Annotated in this window: 20 protein-coding genes; 10 read left to right on the top strand and 10 right to left on the bottom strand. The window is 60.3% G+C overall.

Translation table 11 applies throughout. From position 1 onward, the window contains the following. Positions 1 to 106: 106 nt before the first annotated feature. Positions 107 to 406 carry a YciI family protein gene (locus tag JWU58_RS20220; protein ID WP_206420856.1) on the bottom strand — a complete coding sequence of 100 codons (300 nt, stop codon included), beginning with the start codon at positions 404 to 406 and terminating at the stop codon, positions 107 to 109. 1 nt (position 407) lies between these two features. Continuing rightward, positions 408 to 1,004 (bottom strand): septation protein A, encoded by a 597-nt coding sequence (locus JWU58_RS20215; RefSeq protein ID WP_024012071.1) that lies wholly within the window; start codon positions 1,002 to 1,004, stop codon positions 408 to 410. An 87-nt stretch (positions 1,005 to 1,091) separates the two neighbouring features. On the opposite strand from JWU58_RS20215, the gene JWU58_RS20210 reads away from it, so the two are divergent. From JWU58_RS20210 to rluB, 6 genes are all read left to right on the top strand, one after another. Further along, positions 1,092 to 1,955, top strand: coding sequence for a PHP domain-containing protein (locus JWU58_RS20210; protein WP_016771125.1), 864 nt, complete (start codon positions 1,092 to 1,094; stop codon positions 1,953 to 1,955). A gap of 13 nt (positions 1,956 to 1,968) precedes the next feature. After that, positions 1,969 to 2,598 (top strand): L-threonylcarbamoyladenylate synthase, encoded by a 630-nt coding sequence (locus JWU58_RS20205; protein WP_016771124.1) that lies wholly within the window; start codon positions 1,969 to 1,971, stop codon positions 2,596 to 2,598. A gap of 123 nt (positions 2,599 to 2,721) precedes the next feature. Next, entirely contained in the window at positions 2,722 to 3,420 is a 699-nt protein-coding gene (locus tag JWU58_RS20200) for a segregation and condensation protein A (protein ID WP_206422214.1), read from the top strand. Between the two features lie 11 nt (positions 3,421 to 3,431). Beyond that, complete coding sequence (gene scpB, locus JWU58_RS20195; protein ID WP_206420855.1) at positions 3,432 to 4,400, top strand: SMC-Scp complex subunit ScpB; 969 nt, start codon at positions 3,432 to 3,434, stop codon at positions 4,398 to 4,400. Between the two features lie 144 nt (positions 4,401 to 4,544). Next, entirely contained in the window at positions 4,545 to 4,736 is a 192-nt protein-coding gene (locus JWU58_RS20190; protein ID WP_016771121.1) for a DUF1289 domain-containing protein, read from the top strand. Positions 4,737 to 4,878: 142 nt separating this feature from the next. After that, on the top strand, positions 4,879 to 6,099 hold the full coding sequence (rluB, locus tag JWU58_RS20185) for a 23S rRNA pseudouridine(2605) synthase RluB (RefSeq protein WP_024012076.1): 1,221 nt from the start codon (positions 4,879 to 4,881) through the stop codon (positions 6,097 to 6,099). A 291-nt stretch (positions 6,100 to 6,390) separates the two neighbouring features. Here rluB and JWU58_RS20180 read toward each other — a convergent pair whose 3' ends face one another. Beyond that, positions 6,391 to 7,356: a M29 family metallopeptidase gene (locus JWU58_RS20180; protein WP_206420854.1), complete on the bottom strand. Its 966-nt coding sequence runs from the start codon at positions 7,354 to 7,356 to the stop codon at positions 6,391 to 6,393. A gap of 71 nt (positions 7,357 to 7,427) precedes the next feature. Further along, positions 7,428 to 7,565, bottom strand: coding sequence for a hypothetical protein (locus JWU58_RS20175; RefSeq protein WP_003222780.1), 138 nt, complete (start codon positions 7,563 to 7,565; stop codon positions 7,428 to 7,430). Between the two features lie 892 nt (positions 7,566 to 8,457). On the opposite strand from JWU58_RS20175, the gene JWU58_RS20170 reads away from it, so the two are divergent. After that, positions 8,458 to 9,870: an amino acid permease gene (locus JWU58_RS20170; RefSeq protein WP_123442870.1), complete on the top strand. Its 1,413-nt coding sequence runs from the start codon at positions 8,458 to 8,460 to the stop codon at positions 9,868 to 9,870. Between the two features lie 224 nt (positions 9,871 to 10,094). After that, entirely contained in the window at positions 10,095 to 10,508 is a 414-nt protein-coding gene (gene arfB / locus JWU58_RS20165; protein ID WP_016771119.1) for an alternative ribosome rescue aminoacyl-tRNA hydrolase ArfB, read from the top strand. Here arfB and JWU58_RS20160 read toward each other — a convergent pair. The 6 genes from JWU58_RS20160 to phhA all read right to left on the bottom strand — a co-directional run bounded on the left by JWU58_RS20160 (position 10,505) and on the right by phhA (position 14,915). Continuing rightward, positions 10,505 to 11,692: an MFS transporter gene (locus JWU58_RS20160; protein ID WP_051600625.1), complete on the bottom strand. Its 1,188-nt coding sequence runs from the start codon at positions 11,690 to 11,692 to the stop codon at positions 10,505 to 10,507. The genes arfB and JWU58_RS20160 overlap by 4 nt on opposite strands. Before the next feature lie 112 nt (positions 11,693 to 11,804). Further along, positions 11,805 to 11,987, bottom strand: coding sequence for a hypothetical protein (locus tag JWU58_RS20155; protein WP_039761215.1), 183 nt, complete (start codon positions 11,985 to 11,987; stop codon positions 11,805 to 11,807). Positions 11,988 to 12,057: 70 nt separating this feature from the next. Further along, positions 12,058 to 12,189, bottom strand: coding sequence for a hypothetical protein (locus JWU58_RS27410; protein WP_016771117.1), 132 nt, complete (start codon positions 12,187 to 12,189; stop codon positions 12,058 to 12,060). 269 nt (positions 12,190 to 12,458) lie between these two features. After that, the gene (locus tag JWU58_RS20150) at positions 12,459 to 13,652 is read right to left on the bottom strand and encodes an amino acid aminotransferase (RefSeq protein ID WP_206420853.1); all 1,194 of its coding nucleotides are present in this window, start codon (positions 13,650 to 13,652) and stop codon (positions 12,459 to 12,461) included. Then, complete coding sequence (locus tag JWU58_RS20145) at positions 13,652 to 14,008, bottom strand: 4a-hydroxytetrahydrobiopterin dehydratase (protein WP_016771115.1); 357 nt, start codon at positions 14,006 to 14,008, stop codon at positions 13,652 to 13,654. Before JWU58_RS20145 ends, JWU58_RS20150 begins: the two co-directional genes overlap by 1 nt. Before the next feature lie 115 nt (positions 14,009 to 14,123). Continuing rightward, a complete protein-coding gene (phhA, locus tag JWU58_RS20140) occupies positions 14,124 to 14,915 on the bottom strand; it encodes a phenylalanine 4-monooxygenase (protein WP_206420852.1) in 792 nt (263 codons plus the stop codon). Between the two features lie 393 nt (positions 14,916 to 15,308). Here phhA and JWU58_RS20135 point away from each other — a divergent pair, with 393 nt between their 5' ends. Together JWU58_RS20135 and JWU58_RS20130 are read left to right on the top strand one after the other, a co-directional pair. Further along, positions 15,309 to 16,868, top strand: coding sequence for a sigma-54-dependent transcriptional regulator (locus JWU58_RS20135; protein WP_206420851.1), 1,560 nt, complete (start codon positions 15,309 to 15,311; stop codon positions 16,866 to 16,868). Between the two features lie 316 nt (positions 16,869 to 17,184). After that, on the top strand, positions 17,185 to 17,925 hold the full coding sequence (locus tag JWU58_RS20130; RefSeq protein WP_016771112.1) for a flagellar basal body rod protein FlgF: 741 nt from the start codon (positions 17,185 to 17,187) through the stop codon (positions 17,923 to 17,925). The last annotated feature ends 4 nt before the right edge of the window (positions 17,926 to 17,929 follow it).

The raw sequence follows: 17,929 nt of genomic DNA, 5'->3' as shown, positions 1-17,929 counted from the left end.
CGACACCTGTTTCCAAATGGATATTGGGCAGGTTGTCGGCAGGCAAACGAGAATAATGAGCGATTGAGAGCGCGATGAACCGAGAAGGTTCATCGCGTGGCAGGACTTAAGGCAGGACTTGCTTGAACGGTTTGACGATCACATTGGCGTAAACGCCGGCGGCAATGTACGGATCGGCATCGGCCCAGGCCTGTGCGGCGCTCAGGGAGTCGAACTCGGCGACGATCAGGCTGCCGGTGAAACCCGCTGCGCCCGGATCATTGCTGTCGGCGGCCGGGTGCGGGCCGGCCAGCACGATGCGGCCTTCGCCCTTGAGCGCTTGCAGGCGTTCCAGATGAGCGGGTCGTGCGGCCAGGCGAGCTTCCAGCGAGTTGGCAACGTCGGTGGCAATGATGGCGTAGAGCATGTCAGTCCTCGGTTTTTGGCGTTGTGGTATCGGTGTCATGCAGATGGCGCGACAGGTAAACGCCCTGTGCGACCAGGAACAGCACGGTCATGCCCAAGCTGCCGAACACCTTGAAGTCGACCCAGATGCTCTGGAAGGTGAAGGCGACGAACAGGTTGGCTGCGCCGCAGAACAGGAAGAACGCGATCCAGGCGATGTTCAGGCGGGTCCAGACCGGGTCTGGCAAGGTCAGCGCGTGGCCCATGATGCGCTTGATCAGCAGGCGATCGCCGATGAAGTGGCTACCGATGAACGCCGCAGCGAACAGCCAGTTGACCACCGGCGCTTTCCATTTCAGGAAGGTTTCGCTGTGGAAGGCCAGCGTCAGGCTGCCGAATACCAGGCAGGCGATCAGCGTCAGCCATTGGCTCTTTTCCAGCTTGCGCTGCTTGATGAACAGCGCGCCGTACACCACCAGCGAGCTGATGATCAGCATCGCCGTGGCGCTGTAGATACCGCCTACGGTCACTTGCTGGCCGGCAATGTCGACGACCCGTGGATCAAGTTTGTAAACGATGAAGAACAGCAGAAGCGGGATGAAATCGATGAATTGTTTCACAGTAAGAGCCAGAAGCTGGATGTGGCGGCATAATAACAAACATATGGGCGCGCGATAGCGCCAGCTGATTTGAGGTTACAACTCCCCGTGAATGTTGATTTGCACTGCCACAGCACGGCCTCCGATGGCGCCCTGGCGCCTGCGGTTCTGGTTGCGCGAGCGTTCGAAAACGGCGTGCGAGTCCTGGCGTTGACCGACCACGACACTCTGGAGGGGCTCGCCGAGGCGCGTACTGCCGCCACCGAGTTAGGCATGCAACTGGTCAACGGCGTCGAATTGTCCTGCACCTGGGGCGGGGCGACCATTCACGTATTGGGCTACGGTTTCGACGTCAACGCCGCGCCGTTGGTTGAAGCGATCGCCAAATTGCACGATGGCCGCTGGCTGCGGTCGGAAGAAATAAGCCGCAAGCTCGCCCTCAAGGGGATGCCCGGTGCCCTCGACGGCGCCCGGCAGATCCAGCAGGAACTGGGCGACAGCGGCAACGCGCCGGCCCGGCCGCATTTCGCCGACTGGATGGTGCGTGAAGGTTATGTAAAGGATCGCGCCGAGGCATTTCGCAAATGGCTCGGCGCCGGCAAACTCGGCGACGTCAAGCTGCACTGGCCGACCCTGGAAGACACCGTCGCCACCCTGCGCGCCGCCGGTGCCTGGGTCAGCCTGGCGCATCCATGGCACTACGATTTCACCCGTAGCAAGCGCCGAAAGCTGATTGCCGACTATATTCAAGCAGGCGGGCATGCTATCGAGGTGGTCAATGGCCATCAGCCCGCAGAACAGGTGGGCAGCCTGGCGATCCTTGCCCGTGAGTTCGGTCTGCTGGTCAGCGCCGGCAGTGACTTCCATGGCCCTGGCGGCTGGTCCGAGATCGGCCAGTACCGGCCGGTTCCCGAGGACCTTCCACCCCTGTGGTGTCGGTTCAAACATGACACAGATATTGCCGCCGTCTGAACAGGTAGAGAATGTGAGTCAATTTTTCCAGATACATCCGGAAAACCCGCAAGCGCGCCTGATCAAACAGGCGGTCGAGATCATCCGCAAGGGCGGGGTGGTGATTTATCCCACGGACTCGTCCTACGCCATTGGTTGCCAGATCGGCGACAAGACCGCCATCGAGCGTGTGCGACGTCTGCGTCAGCTCGATGAAAAACACAACTTCGCGCTGATCTGCAGCGACCTGTCGCAACTAGGCAATTACGCCAAGATCGACACCGGCACCTTCCGCATTCTCAAGGCGCATCTACCCGGCCCTTACACTTTTATTCTCAACGCCACCCGCGAAGTGCCGCGCCTGTTGCTGCATCCGAAAAAACGCACCATCGGCCTGCGCGTGCCAAGCCATCCGATCGCGCTGGCGCTGCTGGCCGAACTCGGCGAGCCGCTGATGAGCGTGACGCTGATCATGCCCGGCGATGAAGACCCGCTCAGCGATCCCTACGAAATGCGCCAGTTGCTTGAGCATCAGGTCGATCTGATCATCGACGGCGGCTTTGGCGGCATCAAGGCCTCAACGGTGATTGACCTGACCGGCGACGACCCGGAAGTGGTCCGCGTTGGTTGCGGCGATCCGACGCCGTTCATGGTCGAGGCCTGAATGTCCGCAGTGGAAACCGTGGTCGATCCCCAGGCCGGCGCCCAGCAGGAACTGCCGTTCGCGATGGTCTATGGTCAGGCGGTCATGGAAATGCCGCTGGACCTGTACATCCCGCCGGATGCGCTGGAAGTCTTTCTTGAAGCCTTCGAAGGCCCGCTCGACCTGCTGCTGTATCTGATCCGCAAACAGAACATCAATATCCTCGACATCCCCGTGGCGGAAATCACCCGCCAGTACATGGGCTACGTCGAGTTGATGCAATCGGTGCGTCTGGAGCTGGCCGCCGAGTATCTGGTGATGGCGGCGATGCTCGCCGAGATCAAATCGCGCATGCTTCTGCCGCGCGCTGAAACCGTTGAAGATGAAGAAGACGACCCGCGCGCTGAACTGATCCGCCGCTTGCAGGAATACGAGCGCTTCAAGGCCGCTGCCGAAGGCATCGACGGTCTGAGTCGGGTCGGTCGCGATGTGATCGTGCCCAAGCTCGACGCCCCGGAAGCGCGGGCGCGCAAGCTGTTGCCAGACGTCGCGCTGGAAGAGATTCTGATGTGCATGGCCGAAGTCCTGCGCCGTGGCGATATGTTCGAAAGCCACCAGGTCAGCCGTGAAGCGCTGTCCACCCGCGAGCGCATGAGTGATGTGCTGGAACGGCTCAAGGGCGGCGGTTTTGTGCTGTTTGTCGAGCTGTTCACCGCTGAAGAAGGTCGCCTGGGTGTGGTGGTGACCTTCATGGCGATCCTTGAACTGGTCAAGGAATCCTTGGTCGAGCTGGTGCAGAATGAGCCGTTCGCCGCGATCCACGTGCGAGCCCGAGCCGAATAACGAGTCCCTGTATGAACCTGACTGAACCCCGCGAGCTGGCGTCCCTGCTTGAAGCCTTTCTGTTGGCCTCGGGAAAGCCGCAATCCCTTGAGCGCCTGTATGAACTGTTTGAAGAAGGCGAGCGGCCGGAGCCGGCGGTCTTCAAGAAAGCCCTGACCCTGCTCGGCAAATCCTGCGAGGGCCGTGCCTTCGAGCTCAAGGAAGTCTCGTCGGGCTATCGCTTGCAGATCCGCGAGAAGTTCTCGCCGTGGGTCGGCCGACTCTGGGAAGAGCGCCCGCAGCGCTATTCCCGCGCCTTGCTGGAAACCATCGCGTTGATCGCCTATCGCCAGCCGATCACTCGTGGCGAAATCGAAGATGTGCGTGGCGTGGCGGTGAACAGCAACATCGTCAAGACCTTGCTCGAGCGTGAGTGGATTCGCGTCGTCGGCTATCGCGACGTGCCGGGCAAACCGGCGATGTTCGCCACGACCAAGGCGTTTCTCGACCACTTCAACCTGAAAAACCTCGAAGACCTGCCGCCGCTGGCCGAACTGCGCGAGATGGAAGCCGAACCGGTGCTCGACTTCGACGACGCGCCGGTGCCGCAGAGTCTGCAGGACCTGGCCGACGCCAGCGCCGAGCCGGAGGAGGAGGAAAAGGAAGAAACCAGTTTCCATTCCCTGCTGCTGGAGCTGGACAGCATGGAAGAAGGCATCAAAACCGACTTCGACGACTTGCTGCGGGATGCGGTGGATGGCGAAGCGCCGGTGCCCGAGCCTGAGATCATCGAGCCGGTTGTTGAAGCTGAAGTTGAACTTGAAGCGGCGCCTGACGCCGAACCGGAAGAAGACATTCTCGGTGTCGCCGAGGCCCGCGAGAAGCTCCTGGCCGCTGTCGCCGCCCTCGAACAGCCGGAACCGGAACTCAGCGAAGAAGAAGCCGAAGCCCGCGCACTGGCTGAGGCGATTGAAGCCGAACGGCGCGAGTTCGAAGACTGACGCCTATTGAGAAACCAGTGAAGACCCTTGTGGGAGCGAGCCTGCTCGCGAAGGCGGTGTGTCAGATACATCAATACTGAATGACACTGCGCCTTCGCGAGCAGGCTCGCTCCCACAGGGTGAAATGTCGTTCTGGAGATTGCGATGAGCTCAACCAAAGACCCCTGCATCAGCCTCTGCAAATTCTCCGACGACATCTGCTTGGGTTGCGGTCGCAGCAAGCGCGAGATCAAGGCCTGGAAGAAGCTCGACAAGGACGACAAACGCACGGTGCTGGCCGAAGCCGCGCTGCGCCTGATCAAACTCGGTGGTGCCGGTCGGCGGAAAAAGAAATAACCGGCAATCGATCAGCTAGTCTCTGATGCGCGACGGCGCACATCCGCGTATGATTCGCGACCCTTCGCCGATCCCTTCGGCCTGGACCCAGTTTTCAATACTTCAGGCGCCGCCTGAACAGACCACACCGGGAGGTGCCCAGATGAGTGACATCAATCAGAAAGACGACCAGGAAATCGGCCCAGCAGGCGAAAAGCTGCAGAAAGTCCTCGCCCGTATCGGCGTCGGCTCGCGCCGTGACGTGGAATCCTGGATCAGCCAGGGCCGGATCAAGGTCAATGGCAAAGACGCCACCCTCGGCCTGCGCGTCGACATGCACGACGCCATTACCATCGATGGCAAGGTCATCAAGCGCGAAGAGGCCGCCGAATCGGTGCGCCGCGTGATCATGTACAACAAGCCCGACGGCGAAATCTGCACCCGTGACGACCCGGAAGGCCGTCCGACCGTGTTCGACAAGCTGCCGCGTCCGAAAGAAGGCCGCTGGATCAACATCGGCCGTCTCGACATCAACACCACCGGTCTGCTGATGTTCACCACTGACGGTGAGCTGGCCAACCGCTTGATGCACCCGTCCTACGAGATGGACCGCGAGTACGCCGTGCGTGTACGCGGCGAAGTCGATGACGAGATGATCGAACGCCTCAAGGCCGGCGTGGTGCTGGAAGACGGCCCGGCGCGTTTCACCGATATTCAACAGGCGCCGGGCGGTGAAGGCTTCAACCACTGGTACCACTGCGTGGTCATGGAAGGGCGTAACCGTGAAGTGCGTCGTCTGTGGGAATCGCAGGGTCTGGTGGTCAGCCGTCTGAAGCGCGTGCGTTTCGGTCCGGTGTTCCTCAACTCCGACCTGCCGATGGGCCGCTGGCGCGAAATGAGCCAGTACGAAGTCGACGTGCTCAGCGCCGAAGTCGGCCTGACCCCGGTGGCGATGCCGCAGCTGAACGCCAAGAGCAAGGACAAGCTCGAACGCATGCAGCGCAAATCGTCGCGGCCGATGGCCAAGACCGAGCGCGTGCGTACCCTGCGTCCAGCCGCCGGCGCACCGACTGCGCCGCGCCCGAGCCGTGAGCCGCAGATCGAAGGCGAGCGTCCAGGTCGCAAGCCAGTCGCCCGTGACGGCGAGCGCGCACCGCGTCCGGCCAACGGTCGCACTGAGCGTGGCGAAGGTCGTGCACCAGCCGGTCGTGGTACGCCGGTAGCGGATCGTCCAGCCGACACCACCAACAAGCGCCCGGCCAAACCGGCGCCGAAGCGTCCGGGGATCAAACTGGTCGACGGCGACAAGCCCTCGGGCAAGCGTCGCGGCGCACCGGCCGGTTCCGGGCAGCGTCCGGGTTTTGGACGCAAGAAACCGGAATAAGGCAGCTGTGAGTTACTAGCTGCAAGCTACAAGCTACAAGCTACAAGCTACAAGCTGAAGCAAAAACGCCAACCTCAGGGTTGGCGTTTTTTTTGTCTGGGCGAAAGTCTGTGCTGACACCGATCGTTCCCACGCTCTGTGTGGGAATGCATCAACGGACGCTCCGCGTTCGGCTTTGGAAGGGACGCGGAGCGTCCCGGGCTGCGTTCCCACGCGGAGCGTGGGAATGATCATCTGCGGCTTACATAAATCCCCTGTGGGAGCGAGCCTGCTCGCGAAGGTATCAGTCGCCTAAAACACAAATCGCCCGTCAAACACCGGCTTGTCATCCAGCGCCAACACCCCGCCAGAAAAAATCAGGTCCAGGTGATGACTGCCCTTGGCGCCACCGCCCAGTCCGAGATGCAGCCCACAATGCCGCTCCTCGAACCCGGCATTGCGCGCATACAGATCCTTCACGCCTTCGTTTGTGCCAATCCCCAACTCCTCAATTCGCCGGTTCGACGGGTTGGCATCCAGGTACTTGTTGAAATCATGTTCCAGCCCCGGCACGTCGGTGGCGATGCGGCTGATGGTCGAGTTCTCGATCCACAATTCCAGCGGCGATTCCAGCACGCCGTACTTGCGCGCGAAGGGGATGGTGCTGAGGAAGGTGCCCTTGAATTTCACATGGCCATTGATGGCTTCGCTGTGGGTGGCAATTTCGCCGGGGGCGAGGTCGAAGTTGCCGACGCCATTGATGTCGGTCCACTTCTTGATGCTGCTCATCGGCGTTTCGAACCATGAGCCGTGGTCGTCCTTGAAACTCAGCGTGGTCGCTTGGGACATGCGCTGGATCAGGTGACTGTTGAGCCAGGCGATGCGCTGCGGGGTGATGCTGAAAGTGTCGTAGAAGTAGTCGCCGTAATCCTTGAACAGCAGCGACTTCTTCCAGTTTTCCGCCATGACCGCTTGCAGCGCACGAACGAACTCCGGGCCGTCGGGGCGTGGGTTGAGCAGGGTGGAAGAGTCGTAGAAGAAAATGTACAGATCGCTATCGGCAATTGCTTCGGACAGCTCTGCGGTGCTTTCCAGGTCCAGGCGCCGGGCGCTGAACTGGAAGCGCGGATGTTCACCGGCCTGTTCGGCAATGGCGCCGGTCAGGGCTTCGTAGTCGGCAGTATGGCCGAGCATGACCTTCGCCGAGTCGAGGCCGGCGAGGGCTGGGTGATGTTCGAGGTAGTAAAGGAAATGCGAGATGGCGCGGGGCTTGTCCATGAATCCTCCCTGACTGACCGGGAAATGAAGCGGCAGGCACGACCGGCCGGACCGTGCCTGCCCGGGATGTCTTACAGAGGCCACATCGCCGTGCCGAACGGAACCACCGCGTCGGCTTGCATCATTTCCACAGCGGCCTCATGGGTTGGCGCTTCAAACCATTCGTCCAGTTGCAGTTCGGTATCCAAGTCTTTTTCCAGTGCTTGCATGGTCGATCTCCTAGAGAATTTCACGGTTTATGACTGACCGGTCGAGGTGGCCGGTGAGACGTGAAGAACCTAGTTGAGCGTTTTTGTGAATGCAAAAATTTATCCATTTAATTTTTAAATAGACTTTTTGTTCTGTTTTTCGCGATGAATTTTCTTATTTGAAAACAAAAAAATAGGTCGGCGAAATTGATAGCAAGCTAGCGACCGTCAATATGCAGACGTCCTACAGAAATTTCTGATTCGGAAAATATTCGTTACGCGTTGTAAAGAAAACCTGACGATATTGGCCCGCCAACGCGGTGATTTCCCGTCTCGCCCTCCGTTGTAAGGAAAAGCTTCCGTAACCCGACGGAGCGTGCGCCACGCAGGGCTCTGGCGCGCTTGTTTCCAGCCTTCAGGCAGGGTGTTATGCGCCCCATGCCTGTCGTGCAGGCGAATAACAAGAAGGAGGCGCAATGTACGCCGCGACTGATTTCCACTTCTCCCCGTGGGACGGTTTTCTCCTCGTCCCCGTCGATGGCCTGCAAAGGTCTGACTCACATTTTGCAGCCGCTCGAGACTGTCGAGGCGGACACATGCAATCCCGGCAACCGACACGCTGATCAGGCGGGTCTGGCAGCAGGGGGTTAGCGGTGTACAATGCGCCGCGTTTTAACTGTGACCCTCTGCGTAATCGCAAAAATCTCGAGGCTATCCGCCTTGTTCACTCCGCCGCGCCACAAGCGTGCCGGGTTCGATTTCGTCACAGATAAAAACAAACAGGTGACGCATGACCGTTGTAAATGAGCTGAACTCCTGGTGCCTGCGCTGGGGTTTGATCGGGGCTGCCTGAAATCGCAACCTTGCAGCAACGTCTACTGAACATCATCAAACCTTGCGTGAGACCTTTTTCATGAGTGGACAACCCTCGCAATCAGGCGAGCTTAAACGCGGCCTGAAAAATCGCCATATTCAACTGATCGCCCTCGGTGGCGCGATCGGTACCGGATTGTTCCTCGGTTCTGCCGGGGTCCTGAAATCCGCCGGGCCGTCGATGATCCTCGGCTACGCCATCTGCGGCTTCATCGCCTTCATGATCATGCGCCAGCTCGGCGAAATGATCGTCGAAGAGCCGGTGGCCGGTTCCTTCAGTCATTTCGCGCACAAATACTGGGGCGGTTTCGCCGGTTTCCTCTCGGGCTGGAACTGCTGGATTCTGTACATTCTGGTGGGCATGTCCGAGCTGACGGCGGTTGGCAAGTACATCCATTACTGGGCGCCGGACATCCCGACCTGGGTCTCCGCTGCTGCATTCTTCGTGCTGATCAACGCGATCAACCTGGCCAACGTCAAAGTCTTCGGTGAAGCCGAATTCTGGTTTGCGATCATTAAGGTTGTGGCCATCGTTGGCATGATCGCGCTGGGCAGCTACCTGCTGGTCAGCGGCCACGGCGGCCCGCAGGCGTCGGTGAGCAACCTGTGGTCCCACGGCGGTTTCTTTCCCAACGGGGTGAGCGGTCTGGTGATGGCCATGGCGATCATCATGTTCTCCTTCGGCGGTCTGGAAATGCTCGGTTTCACCGCCGCTGAAGCGGACAAGCCGAAAACCGTGATCCCGAAAGCGATCAATCAGGTGATCTACCGCATCCTGATTTTCTACATTGGCGCACTGGTGATCCTGCTGTCGCTGACTCCTTGGGATAGCCTGCTGGAAACTCTCAATGCGTCGGGCGATTCCTACAGCGGCAGCCCGTTCGTACAAGTGTTCTCGATGCTCGGCAGCAACACCGCCGCGCACATCCTCAACTTCGTCGTGCTGACCGCTGCGCTGTCGGTATACAACAGCGGCACCTACTGCAACAGCCGCATGCTGCTGGGCATGGCCGAGCAGGGCGATGCGCCGAAAGGTCTGGCGAAGATCGACAAGCGCGGCGTGCCGGTGCGTTCGATTCTGGCGTCGGCGGCAGTGACGCTGGTTGCCGTGTTGCTCAATTACCTGATCCCGCAGCACGCGCTGGAACTGCTGATGTCGCTGGTGGTTGCGACGCTGGTGATCAACTGGGCGATGATCAGCTACTCGCACTTCAAGTTCCGCCAGCACATGAACCAGACCAAACAGACGCCATTGTTCAAGGCGCTGTGGTACCCGTACGGCAACTTCGTCTGCTTGGCGTTCGTGGTGTTCATCCTCAGCGTGATGCTGCTGATCCCGGGGATTCAGATCTCGGTGTATGCGATTCCGGTGTGGGTGGTGTTCATGTGGGTCTGCTACCTGATCAAGAACAAGCGCAGTGTGCAGGCGGTGGTGGCTGCAACAGCGAAATAACCTCGCAGGCAGAAACGACAAACCCGGCCAGAGTGCCGGGTTTGTTGTTTTGAAATGGAAAAATCTGGCATCACACCGAACCCTGTGAGAGCGAGCCTGCTTGCGAAAGCGGTCCATCAGAAACATCTGCATCGACTGACACACCGCCTTCGCGAGCAGGCTCGCTCCCACAGAGGTTGAGTGAATCAGGTTATCCTGCACCCTCTGATTACGGACGCTTTTCCATGCTGGTGATTTCCAACAACGTGCATCTTCCGGATGCCGAGATCGAATTGACTGCCATCCGCGCGCAAGGCGCCGGTGGACAGAACGTCAACAAGGTCTCCAGTGCCATGCACTTGCGCTTCGACATTCCCAACTCGTCATTGCCGGAGTTCTACAAGGAACGCCTGCTGGCGCTGCGAGACAGTCGTATCACCAGCGACGGCGTGCTGATCATCAAGGCGCAGCAATATCGCACCCAGGAAGCCAACCGCGCCGATGCGCTGGAGCGGCTGGTCGAGCTGATTCTCAGCGCCACCAAAGTCGAAAAGAAACGCCGCCCGACCAAGCCGACCCTCGGTTCGAAGAAGCGTCGGCTGGAGTCGAAAACCAAGCGCGGCAGCATCAAGGCCGGGCGCGGCAAGGTGGACTTCTAAACCTCGCGATACTTCGCCGTGTGCTTGTACAGATAGACACTCAAGCCAAGGCCGCTCAACGCTGCAAATGCGGCGAACAGGAAGATCGAAGCAAAACCGAATCCTGCTGCGATCGCCCCGGCCAGCGGCCCGGTGATCCCCAGCGACAAATCAATGAACAGTGAATAGGCACCGACCGCCGCGCCACGGCTGGAGGCCGGCACCAGATTCACCGCCTCCACGCCCAGCGCCGGGAACACCAGCGAGAAGCCGAAACCGCTCAGCGCCGCACCGGCCAGTGCCCAATGCGCATCCGGAGCAATCCACAACAGCAACAGTCCCAACGTTTCCACCGACAGACAGGCAATCGCCACGCGGAAGCCGCCGAGGCGGTTGATCAGATTGCCGAACAGCAGCCGCGCGCCGATGAAGCTGGCGCCGAACAGGCTCAGGCACAGCACCGCGTTGTCCCAGTGCTGGGTCGCGTAATACAGGGTAATGAACGTGGCGATGGTGCCAAAACCGATCGAGCCCAGCGCCAGTCCGCAGCCGTGGGGGAAGACTTTGCCCAGCACATGCATGAACGGCAGGCGTTCACCGGCGACGATCGGCGCGGCGGTCTTCGGCCATGCCAGCGCCAGACCGAGCAGGGCGAGAAGGATGATGCTCACGCCCATGCTCCACAGCCCTAACCTGCTTACCAGCCATACACCGAACGGCGCGCCGATCGCCAGGGCGCCGTAACTGGCGATGCCGTTCCAGGAAATCACTTTCGCCGTATTCGCCGCGCCGACCCGGCCGATGCCCCAGCCAATCGAACCAGAACCGACCAGGCTTTCCGCACTGCCCAACACCAGACGGCCGATCAGCAGGCTGATCAGGCTCAGCAGTGGCAGGTTCGGTGTCCACGCGGAAATCAGCATGAACACACCGCTCAAGCCACAGCCAGCGAGGCCGATCATCACTGCGCGTTTGCTGCCCTGGTTGTCGATGATCTTGCCCGCGTACGGGCGGCTGAGCAGGGTGGCGAGGTATTGCACGCTGATCACCAGCCCGGCGATCACCGCACCGAAACCCAGGTCACTGTGGACGTAGCCCGGCAACACGGCGAGCGGGATGCCGATGTTCAGGTAACCGATGAAGGTGAAAAGGACGATGGAGACTACTTGCAGCGTAACCGCCAGCGGACGCTGGGGCTCGGGTATAGACGACATGGGTAACGATCCACGGGAGCAGCAGATTAGATAGGCTGCTCATGATACCGGCGTGAACCGTTCAGGGGCGGGGAAAAGTAAAACTATTTGCCGGGCGGCGCTTTCAGGATTTCGCCGGGGCGACCAGTTGCGTGGTGACGAGGGCGGCGAGGGCGTTTTCTTCGCTGCCGAAACGCTCGAGCAGGGCGGCCTGTTTCTCGGGTGAGAGGCGATTCCAGATCTCGATCATTTTCTCGGTGGCGCCGATCAGCACGGCAGCTTGGCTTTCGGAGAATTCGTCGGTCATGGCGGGCTCGGGCTTCAGGCAGTGTGGAAAGCGCATGTTAGCGCTTTCCACACGGTCTGTACGGCGGGTCTTACTCTTCGCTGTCAGCTTTGCGGCTGTCAGCGGCTTCTTGCGGCTCGGGCTTTTCAGCGCCGGCGTGTTGCGGGGTCGTCTGCTCAGGTACGTGCAGGCTTGGGAAGGGGAGATTGGGAATCTCGTGCATGGTTGCGCTCCTCGCTAAGTCTGTTGATAGATCAGGTGCTCCGCGCTTTACAAAGCCTGCGCAGGATACAGCAGGAAAAATGACAATCAGACTTTTAATTCAAATTAATGCGACAGATGGCCGCAGGGAGGCAAGCGCTGGGTCTGCTGATCGTTCCCACGCTCTGCGTGGGAATGCCTCAATGGACGCTCTGCGTCCGCTGTTGGGACGCGGAGCGTCCCGGGCTGCATTCCCACGCAGAGCGTGGGAACGATCAGTCGGGTGGGGGATTATTTGCAGGCGTCAGCGATCGCGTCGGCGAGCGATGCGAGGCGGGTGGCGTCGATCCCGGCAACGTTCGCCCGACCCGAGCTGACCATGTACACGCTGTGCCGCTCGCGCAGGTGTTTAACCTGTTCCGGCGACAGGCCGGTGTAGGAGAACATCCCGCGTTGCACGCCGATGTGGGCAAAACGCTCGCGCAAACCGTGGGGTTCCAGCGCTTCGACCAGACCGCTGCGCAACTGCGCGATTCGTAAGCGCATCGCTTCCACTTCATCGGCCCAGCGCGCTTTCAGCTCTGGATCGGCGAGGATGGTCGCGACCACCGCCGCGCCGTGATCCGGCGGCGTCGACCACAGATTGCGGGCGATGTTGGCCAGTTGGCTGCGGATGTCGATGAGCTTGTCGGCGCTGGTCGCGCAGACGATCAGCGCACCGGTACGGTCTCGATACAGGCCGAAGTTCTTCGAGCAGGAACTGGTGATCAGCAGCTCCGGCACTTGCGCCGCGAACAACCGGGTCGACCACGCGTCCTGCTCCAGACCATCGCCAAAACCCTGATAAGCAAAGTCGATCAGCGGCAGCAAATCGCGGCTGCGCACCACTTCAAGCACGCGCTTCCAGTCGTCATGGCTCAGGTCGAAACCGGTCGGGTTGTGGCAGCACGCATGCAACAGCACCACGTCGCCCTTTGGCACTTCACTGAGCACGGCGAGCATCGCTTCGACGTCGAGGCGGTTGTCACTGCCGACGTACGGGTAGTGGCTGACCTTGACCTTGGCGGCGGCGAAAATGGTTTCGTGGATCGGCCAGGTCGGGTTGCTCAACCACACGCCTTTGCCCGGCAGGCATTGCGCGATGAAGTCGGCCGCCAGCCGCAAGGCACCGGTACCGCCTGGGGTCTGGGTGGCGCCGGCGCGTTGTTCGGTGATCAGTTGTGAGTCGGCGCCGAGCACCAGTTCGTTGATGACCTTGCCGAACAGCGGATTGCCGTGGCCACCGATGTAGGTCTTGGTGTCCTGGCTTTCGACCAGTCGTGCCTCGGCGATTTTCACCGCCTCGGGGATTGGCGTCAGACCCTGGGCATCCTTGTAGACGCCAACGCCGAGGTCGAACTTGCGCGGATTGGCATCCTGCGCATAGGCCTCCATCAAACCGAGAATCGGGTCGCCGGGGACCCGGCCGATGGCGTCGAAGTGCATTACTTGCGTCCTTCTGCGGTCTTGGCCACTTCGTCAGTGCGCGCAGCCATGATGAAGTCGTTGCGGTGCAGGCCTTTGATCGAATGGCTCCACCAGGTCACGGTGACTTTGCCCCACTCGGTCAGCAGGCCCGGGTGGTGACCTTCGGCCTCGGAGATTTCGCCGACGGCGTTGGTGAACGCCAGCGCATGCTTGAAGTTCTTGAACAGGAAAACTTTCTCCAGCTGCATGATGCCGTCGCGTACTTCGATGTTCCAGTCAGGGATCTGCTTGATCAGGATCGGCAGTTCTTCGTCGCTGACTTGTGGCGCATCGGCGCGGCAGGCTTCGCAGTGGGCTTGGTTCAAAGTCGACATGGTGTATTCCTGAAAACGAGTGTGTTTTTTATTAAAGCGCGTGTGCCGCCAATGCCGTCACGCTAAAGCAAAGTGGCGGCGACGGACAGACGCAATTGTCAGCAAAAGTCGCGGTTCAGGCGGCTTTGGGTTTCGGCGGAAATTTCGGCGCGTGCAAGCCCAGCTGCATGCCTTGGCGAACCATGGCCATGATGTCTTCATGGGCCACATCGAACAGGCGCTTGAGATTGGGCAGGACGAAGTACAGCGGTTGCAGGATGTCGATGCGATACGGCGTGCGCATGGCTTCCAGCGGATCGAAGAGCTGATGCTCGGGCTCGTCCGACAGGCAGTAAACGGTTTCTTTCGGCGAGGACAGAATCCCGCCACCGTAGATGCGCTTGCCCTGCGGGGTGTCGACCAGACCGAATTCGATGGTCATCCAGTACAGCCGCGCCAGATACACGCGTTCTTCCTTGGTCGCTTGCAGGCCAAGCTTGCCGTAGGTGTGGGTGAATTCAGCGAAGTAGGGGTTGGTCAGTAGCGGGCAGTGGCCGAAGATCTCGTGAAAAATGTCCGGCTCTTGCAGATAGTCGAGTTCTTCGCGGGTACGTATGAAGGTGGCGACGGGGAATTGTTTGCTGGCAAGCAACTCGAAAAAGGTCTGGAAGGGAATCAGCGCCGGCACCCGGGCAACCTGCCAGCCAGTGGTCTCGCCGAGCACTTTATTGATCTCGGCCAGTTGCGGGATGCGGTCGTGGGGCAGACCGAGTTTTTCGATACCGTCCAGGTATTCCTGGCACGCGCGACCTTCAATCACCTTCAACTGGCGAGTGATCAGCGTGTTCCACACCGCATGTTCTTCGGCGGGGTAGTCGATAAAACCTTTCGCATCGGGCTCGCGAGCCACGTATTGCGTCTGCTTCATGCTGCTCTCCTGCTAGGAAATTCGTTTTTGTTATGTCCAGCGATGGCTAAAGGAATACCCCAGAGCGCGAAGCTGCGCAGCATGTTGAGCCGTGCATGTGTAGGAAATTTCGTCGAGTTTCGTAAAGTTATCGTTACGCTTTGTCGGGTAATCAGCAATTACGGTGATTGGCGGGTTTGAAAAGGGCAGGGGCTGTCACATAATCTTGACAACTATCTGCGTGCCTCGACAGAAACATCTGCCCCGGGCGCGCCACAGAACCCTGTGGGAGCGAGCCTGCTCGCGAAAGCGGTCTGTCTGACACATCGATACTGGATGTGCTGGCCCCTTCGCGAGCAGGCTTGCTCCCACAAGGACATGTGTTTTCCTCTCAAACCTGTCGGGCCTTTTTCTATGCGCATCAAAGTCCACTGCCAGAACCGCATCGGCATCCTGCGCGACATTCTCAATCTGCTGGTGGCGTACGGGATCAACGTCGCACGCGGCGAGGTGGGTGGTGAGCATGGCAATGCGATCTACCTGCACTGCCCGAACCTGATCAACATTCAGTTCCAGGCGTTGCGCCCCAAGTTCGAGGCGATCGGCGGGGTGTTTGGGGTCAAGCGCGTCGGGCTGATGCCCAGTGAACGCCGGCACATGGAATTGAACGCACTGCTTGGCGCGCTGGAGTTTCCGGTGCTGTCGATCGACATGGGCGGCTCGATCGTTGCGGCCAACCGCGCGGCGGCGCAGTTGCTCGGCGTGCGCGTCGATGAGGTGCCGGGGATTCCGCTGTCGCGCTACGCCGAAGATTTCGACCTGCCCGAACTGGTGCGCGCCAACAAATCGCGGATCAACGGCATGCGCGTCAAGGTCAAGGGCGACATCTTTCTCGCCGACATCGCGCCGCTGCAATCGGAGCACGATGACAGCGAGGCCATGGCCGGCGCCGTACTGACGCTGCACCGCGCCGACCGCGTCGGCGAGCGTATCTACAATGTGCGCAAGCAAGAGCTGCGCGGTTTCGACAGTATTTTCCAGAGCTCGAAAGTCATGGCCGCTGTGGTCCGCGAAGCGCGACGCATGGCGCCGCTGGATGCACCGCTATTAATAGAAGGCGAAACCGGCACCGGCAAGGAACTGCTCGCGCGCGCCTGCCATCTCGCCAGCCCGCGTGGACAGTCACCGTTGATGGCGCTCAACTGCGCCGGGTTGCCGGAGTCGATGGCCGAGACCGAACTGTTCGGCTACGGCCCCGGCGCTTTCGAAGGCGCTCGCGCTGAGGGCAAGCTTGGCCTGCTGGAGTTGACCGCTGGCGGCACGCTGTTTCTCGATGGCGTCGGCGAGATGAGCCCGCGCTTGCAGGTCAAATTGCTGCGCTTTCTTCAGGACGGTTGCTTCCGTCGCGTCGGCAGTGATGAAGAGGTCTATCTCGATGTGCGGGTGATCTGCGCGACCCAGGTGGACTTGTCCGAATTGTGCGCGCGCGGCGAGTTTCGTCAGGATCTCTATCACCGCTTGAACGTGCTGTCGCTGCACATCCCGCCACTGCGCGAATGCCTCGACGGTCTGACGCCGCTGGTTGAACACTTTCTCGATCAGGCCAGTCGGCAGATCGGCTGTCCGCTGCCGAAACTGGCCCCGGCGGCGATGGATCGCCTCAGCCATTACCACTGGCCGGGCAACGTGCGGCAGTTGGAAAACGTGCTGTTCCAGGCGGTTTCCCTGTGCGACGGCGGCACGGTCAAGGCCGAACATATTCGCCTGCCCGATTACGGCGTGCGTCAGCCGCTTGGCGATTTTTCCCTCGACGGAAATCTCGACGAGATCGTCGGGCGTTTCGAGAAAGCCGTGCTGGAACGCTTGTATTCCGAGCACCCGAGCAGTCGGCAGTTGGGCAAGCGGCTGGGGGTTTCGCACACGACGATTGCCAACAAGTTGCGCGAGTATGAGGTTGGCAAGTCTCAGTCATAGCCGCAAGTGATCGTTCCCATGCTCTGCGTGGGAATGCAGCCCGGGACGCTCCGCGTCCCAAAGCGGACGCAGAGCGTCCAGTGAGGCATTCCCACGCAGAGCATGGGAACGATCAGTGTCCAGGCCGAACCTTGCCACTAACCGGCATGACACCGCCGGTTTTTCGTCTTCGACCCATTTCAGATTCCCCCTCTGATCCCCTCAAGTCCCCTGTTTACCGGGCCTTCGCCCGCCAATAAAAAGTTGGTCTGCAAATTGCTTATGGCTGAGCAGTACAGCGGTGGGCGGCAAACGTCCGGCATGCAGAGGAAACACAGTGGACAAGTACCTTTATGTGGCAATGACCGGCGCCAGCCAGAACGCACTGGCGCAGCGGGCGCATGCCAACAACCTGGCGAACATCTCCACCAACGGCTTCCAGCGCGACCTCGAGCAGGCGCGTTCGATGCCGGTGTTCGGTGACAGCTTTCCGGCGCGCGCGTTTGCCATGAGCGAACGTCCCGCCACCGACTTCACGCCGGGCTCGCTGGTGCAGACCGGGCGTGAACTCGACGTCGCGGTATCCGGCAACGGTTTCATCGCCGTGCAAAACCCCAGCGGTGGTGAAAGCTACGTGCGCACCGGCAGCCTCAACATCGACGCCCTCGGCGTATTGCGCGCCGGCAACGGCATGCCGGTGATCGGTAATGGCGGCCCGATCGCCGTGCCGCCCGAGCAGCAGGTCGAAGTCGGCGAAGACGGCACCATCAGCATTCGCGCGATGGGCGAAGGCCCCCGCGTCATGGCCGAAGTCGACCGGATCAAGCTGGTCAACCCGGACATCAAGAACATGAACAAAGGCCTCGACGGTTCGATTTACACCAAGGACGGCCAGCCGGCGCAAGCCGACGCCAACGTCAAACTGGTCTCGGGTTTCCTTGAGTCGAGCAACGTCAATGCCGTGGAAGAAATGACTTCGGTGCTGGCCCTGGCCAAGCAGTTCGAGTTGCACGTCAAGATGATGAACACCGCCAAAGACGACGACCAGGCCATGGCTCGGGTCTTGCAGATCAGCTAATTAT

The sequence above is a fragment of the Pseudomonas atacamensis genome, from assembly GCF_017167965.1.
In the GTDB taxonomy this organism is placed as follows: Bacteria; Pseudomonadota; Gammaproteobacteria; order Pseudomonadales; family Pseudomonadaceae; genus Aquipseudomonas; species Aquipseudomonas atacamensis.
This window is presented reverse-complemented; position numbering and strand designations above follow the sequence as displayed.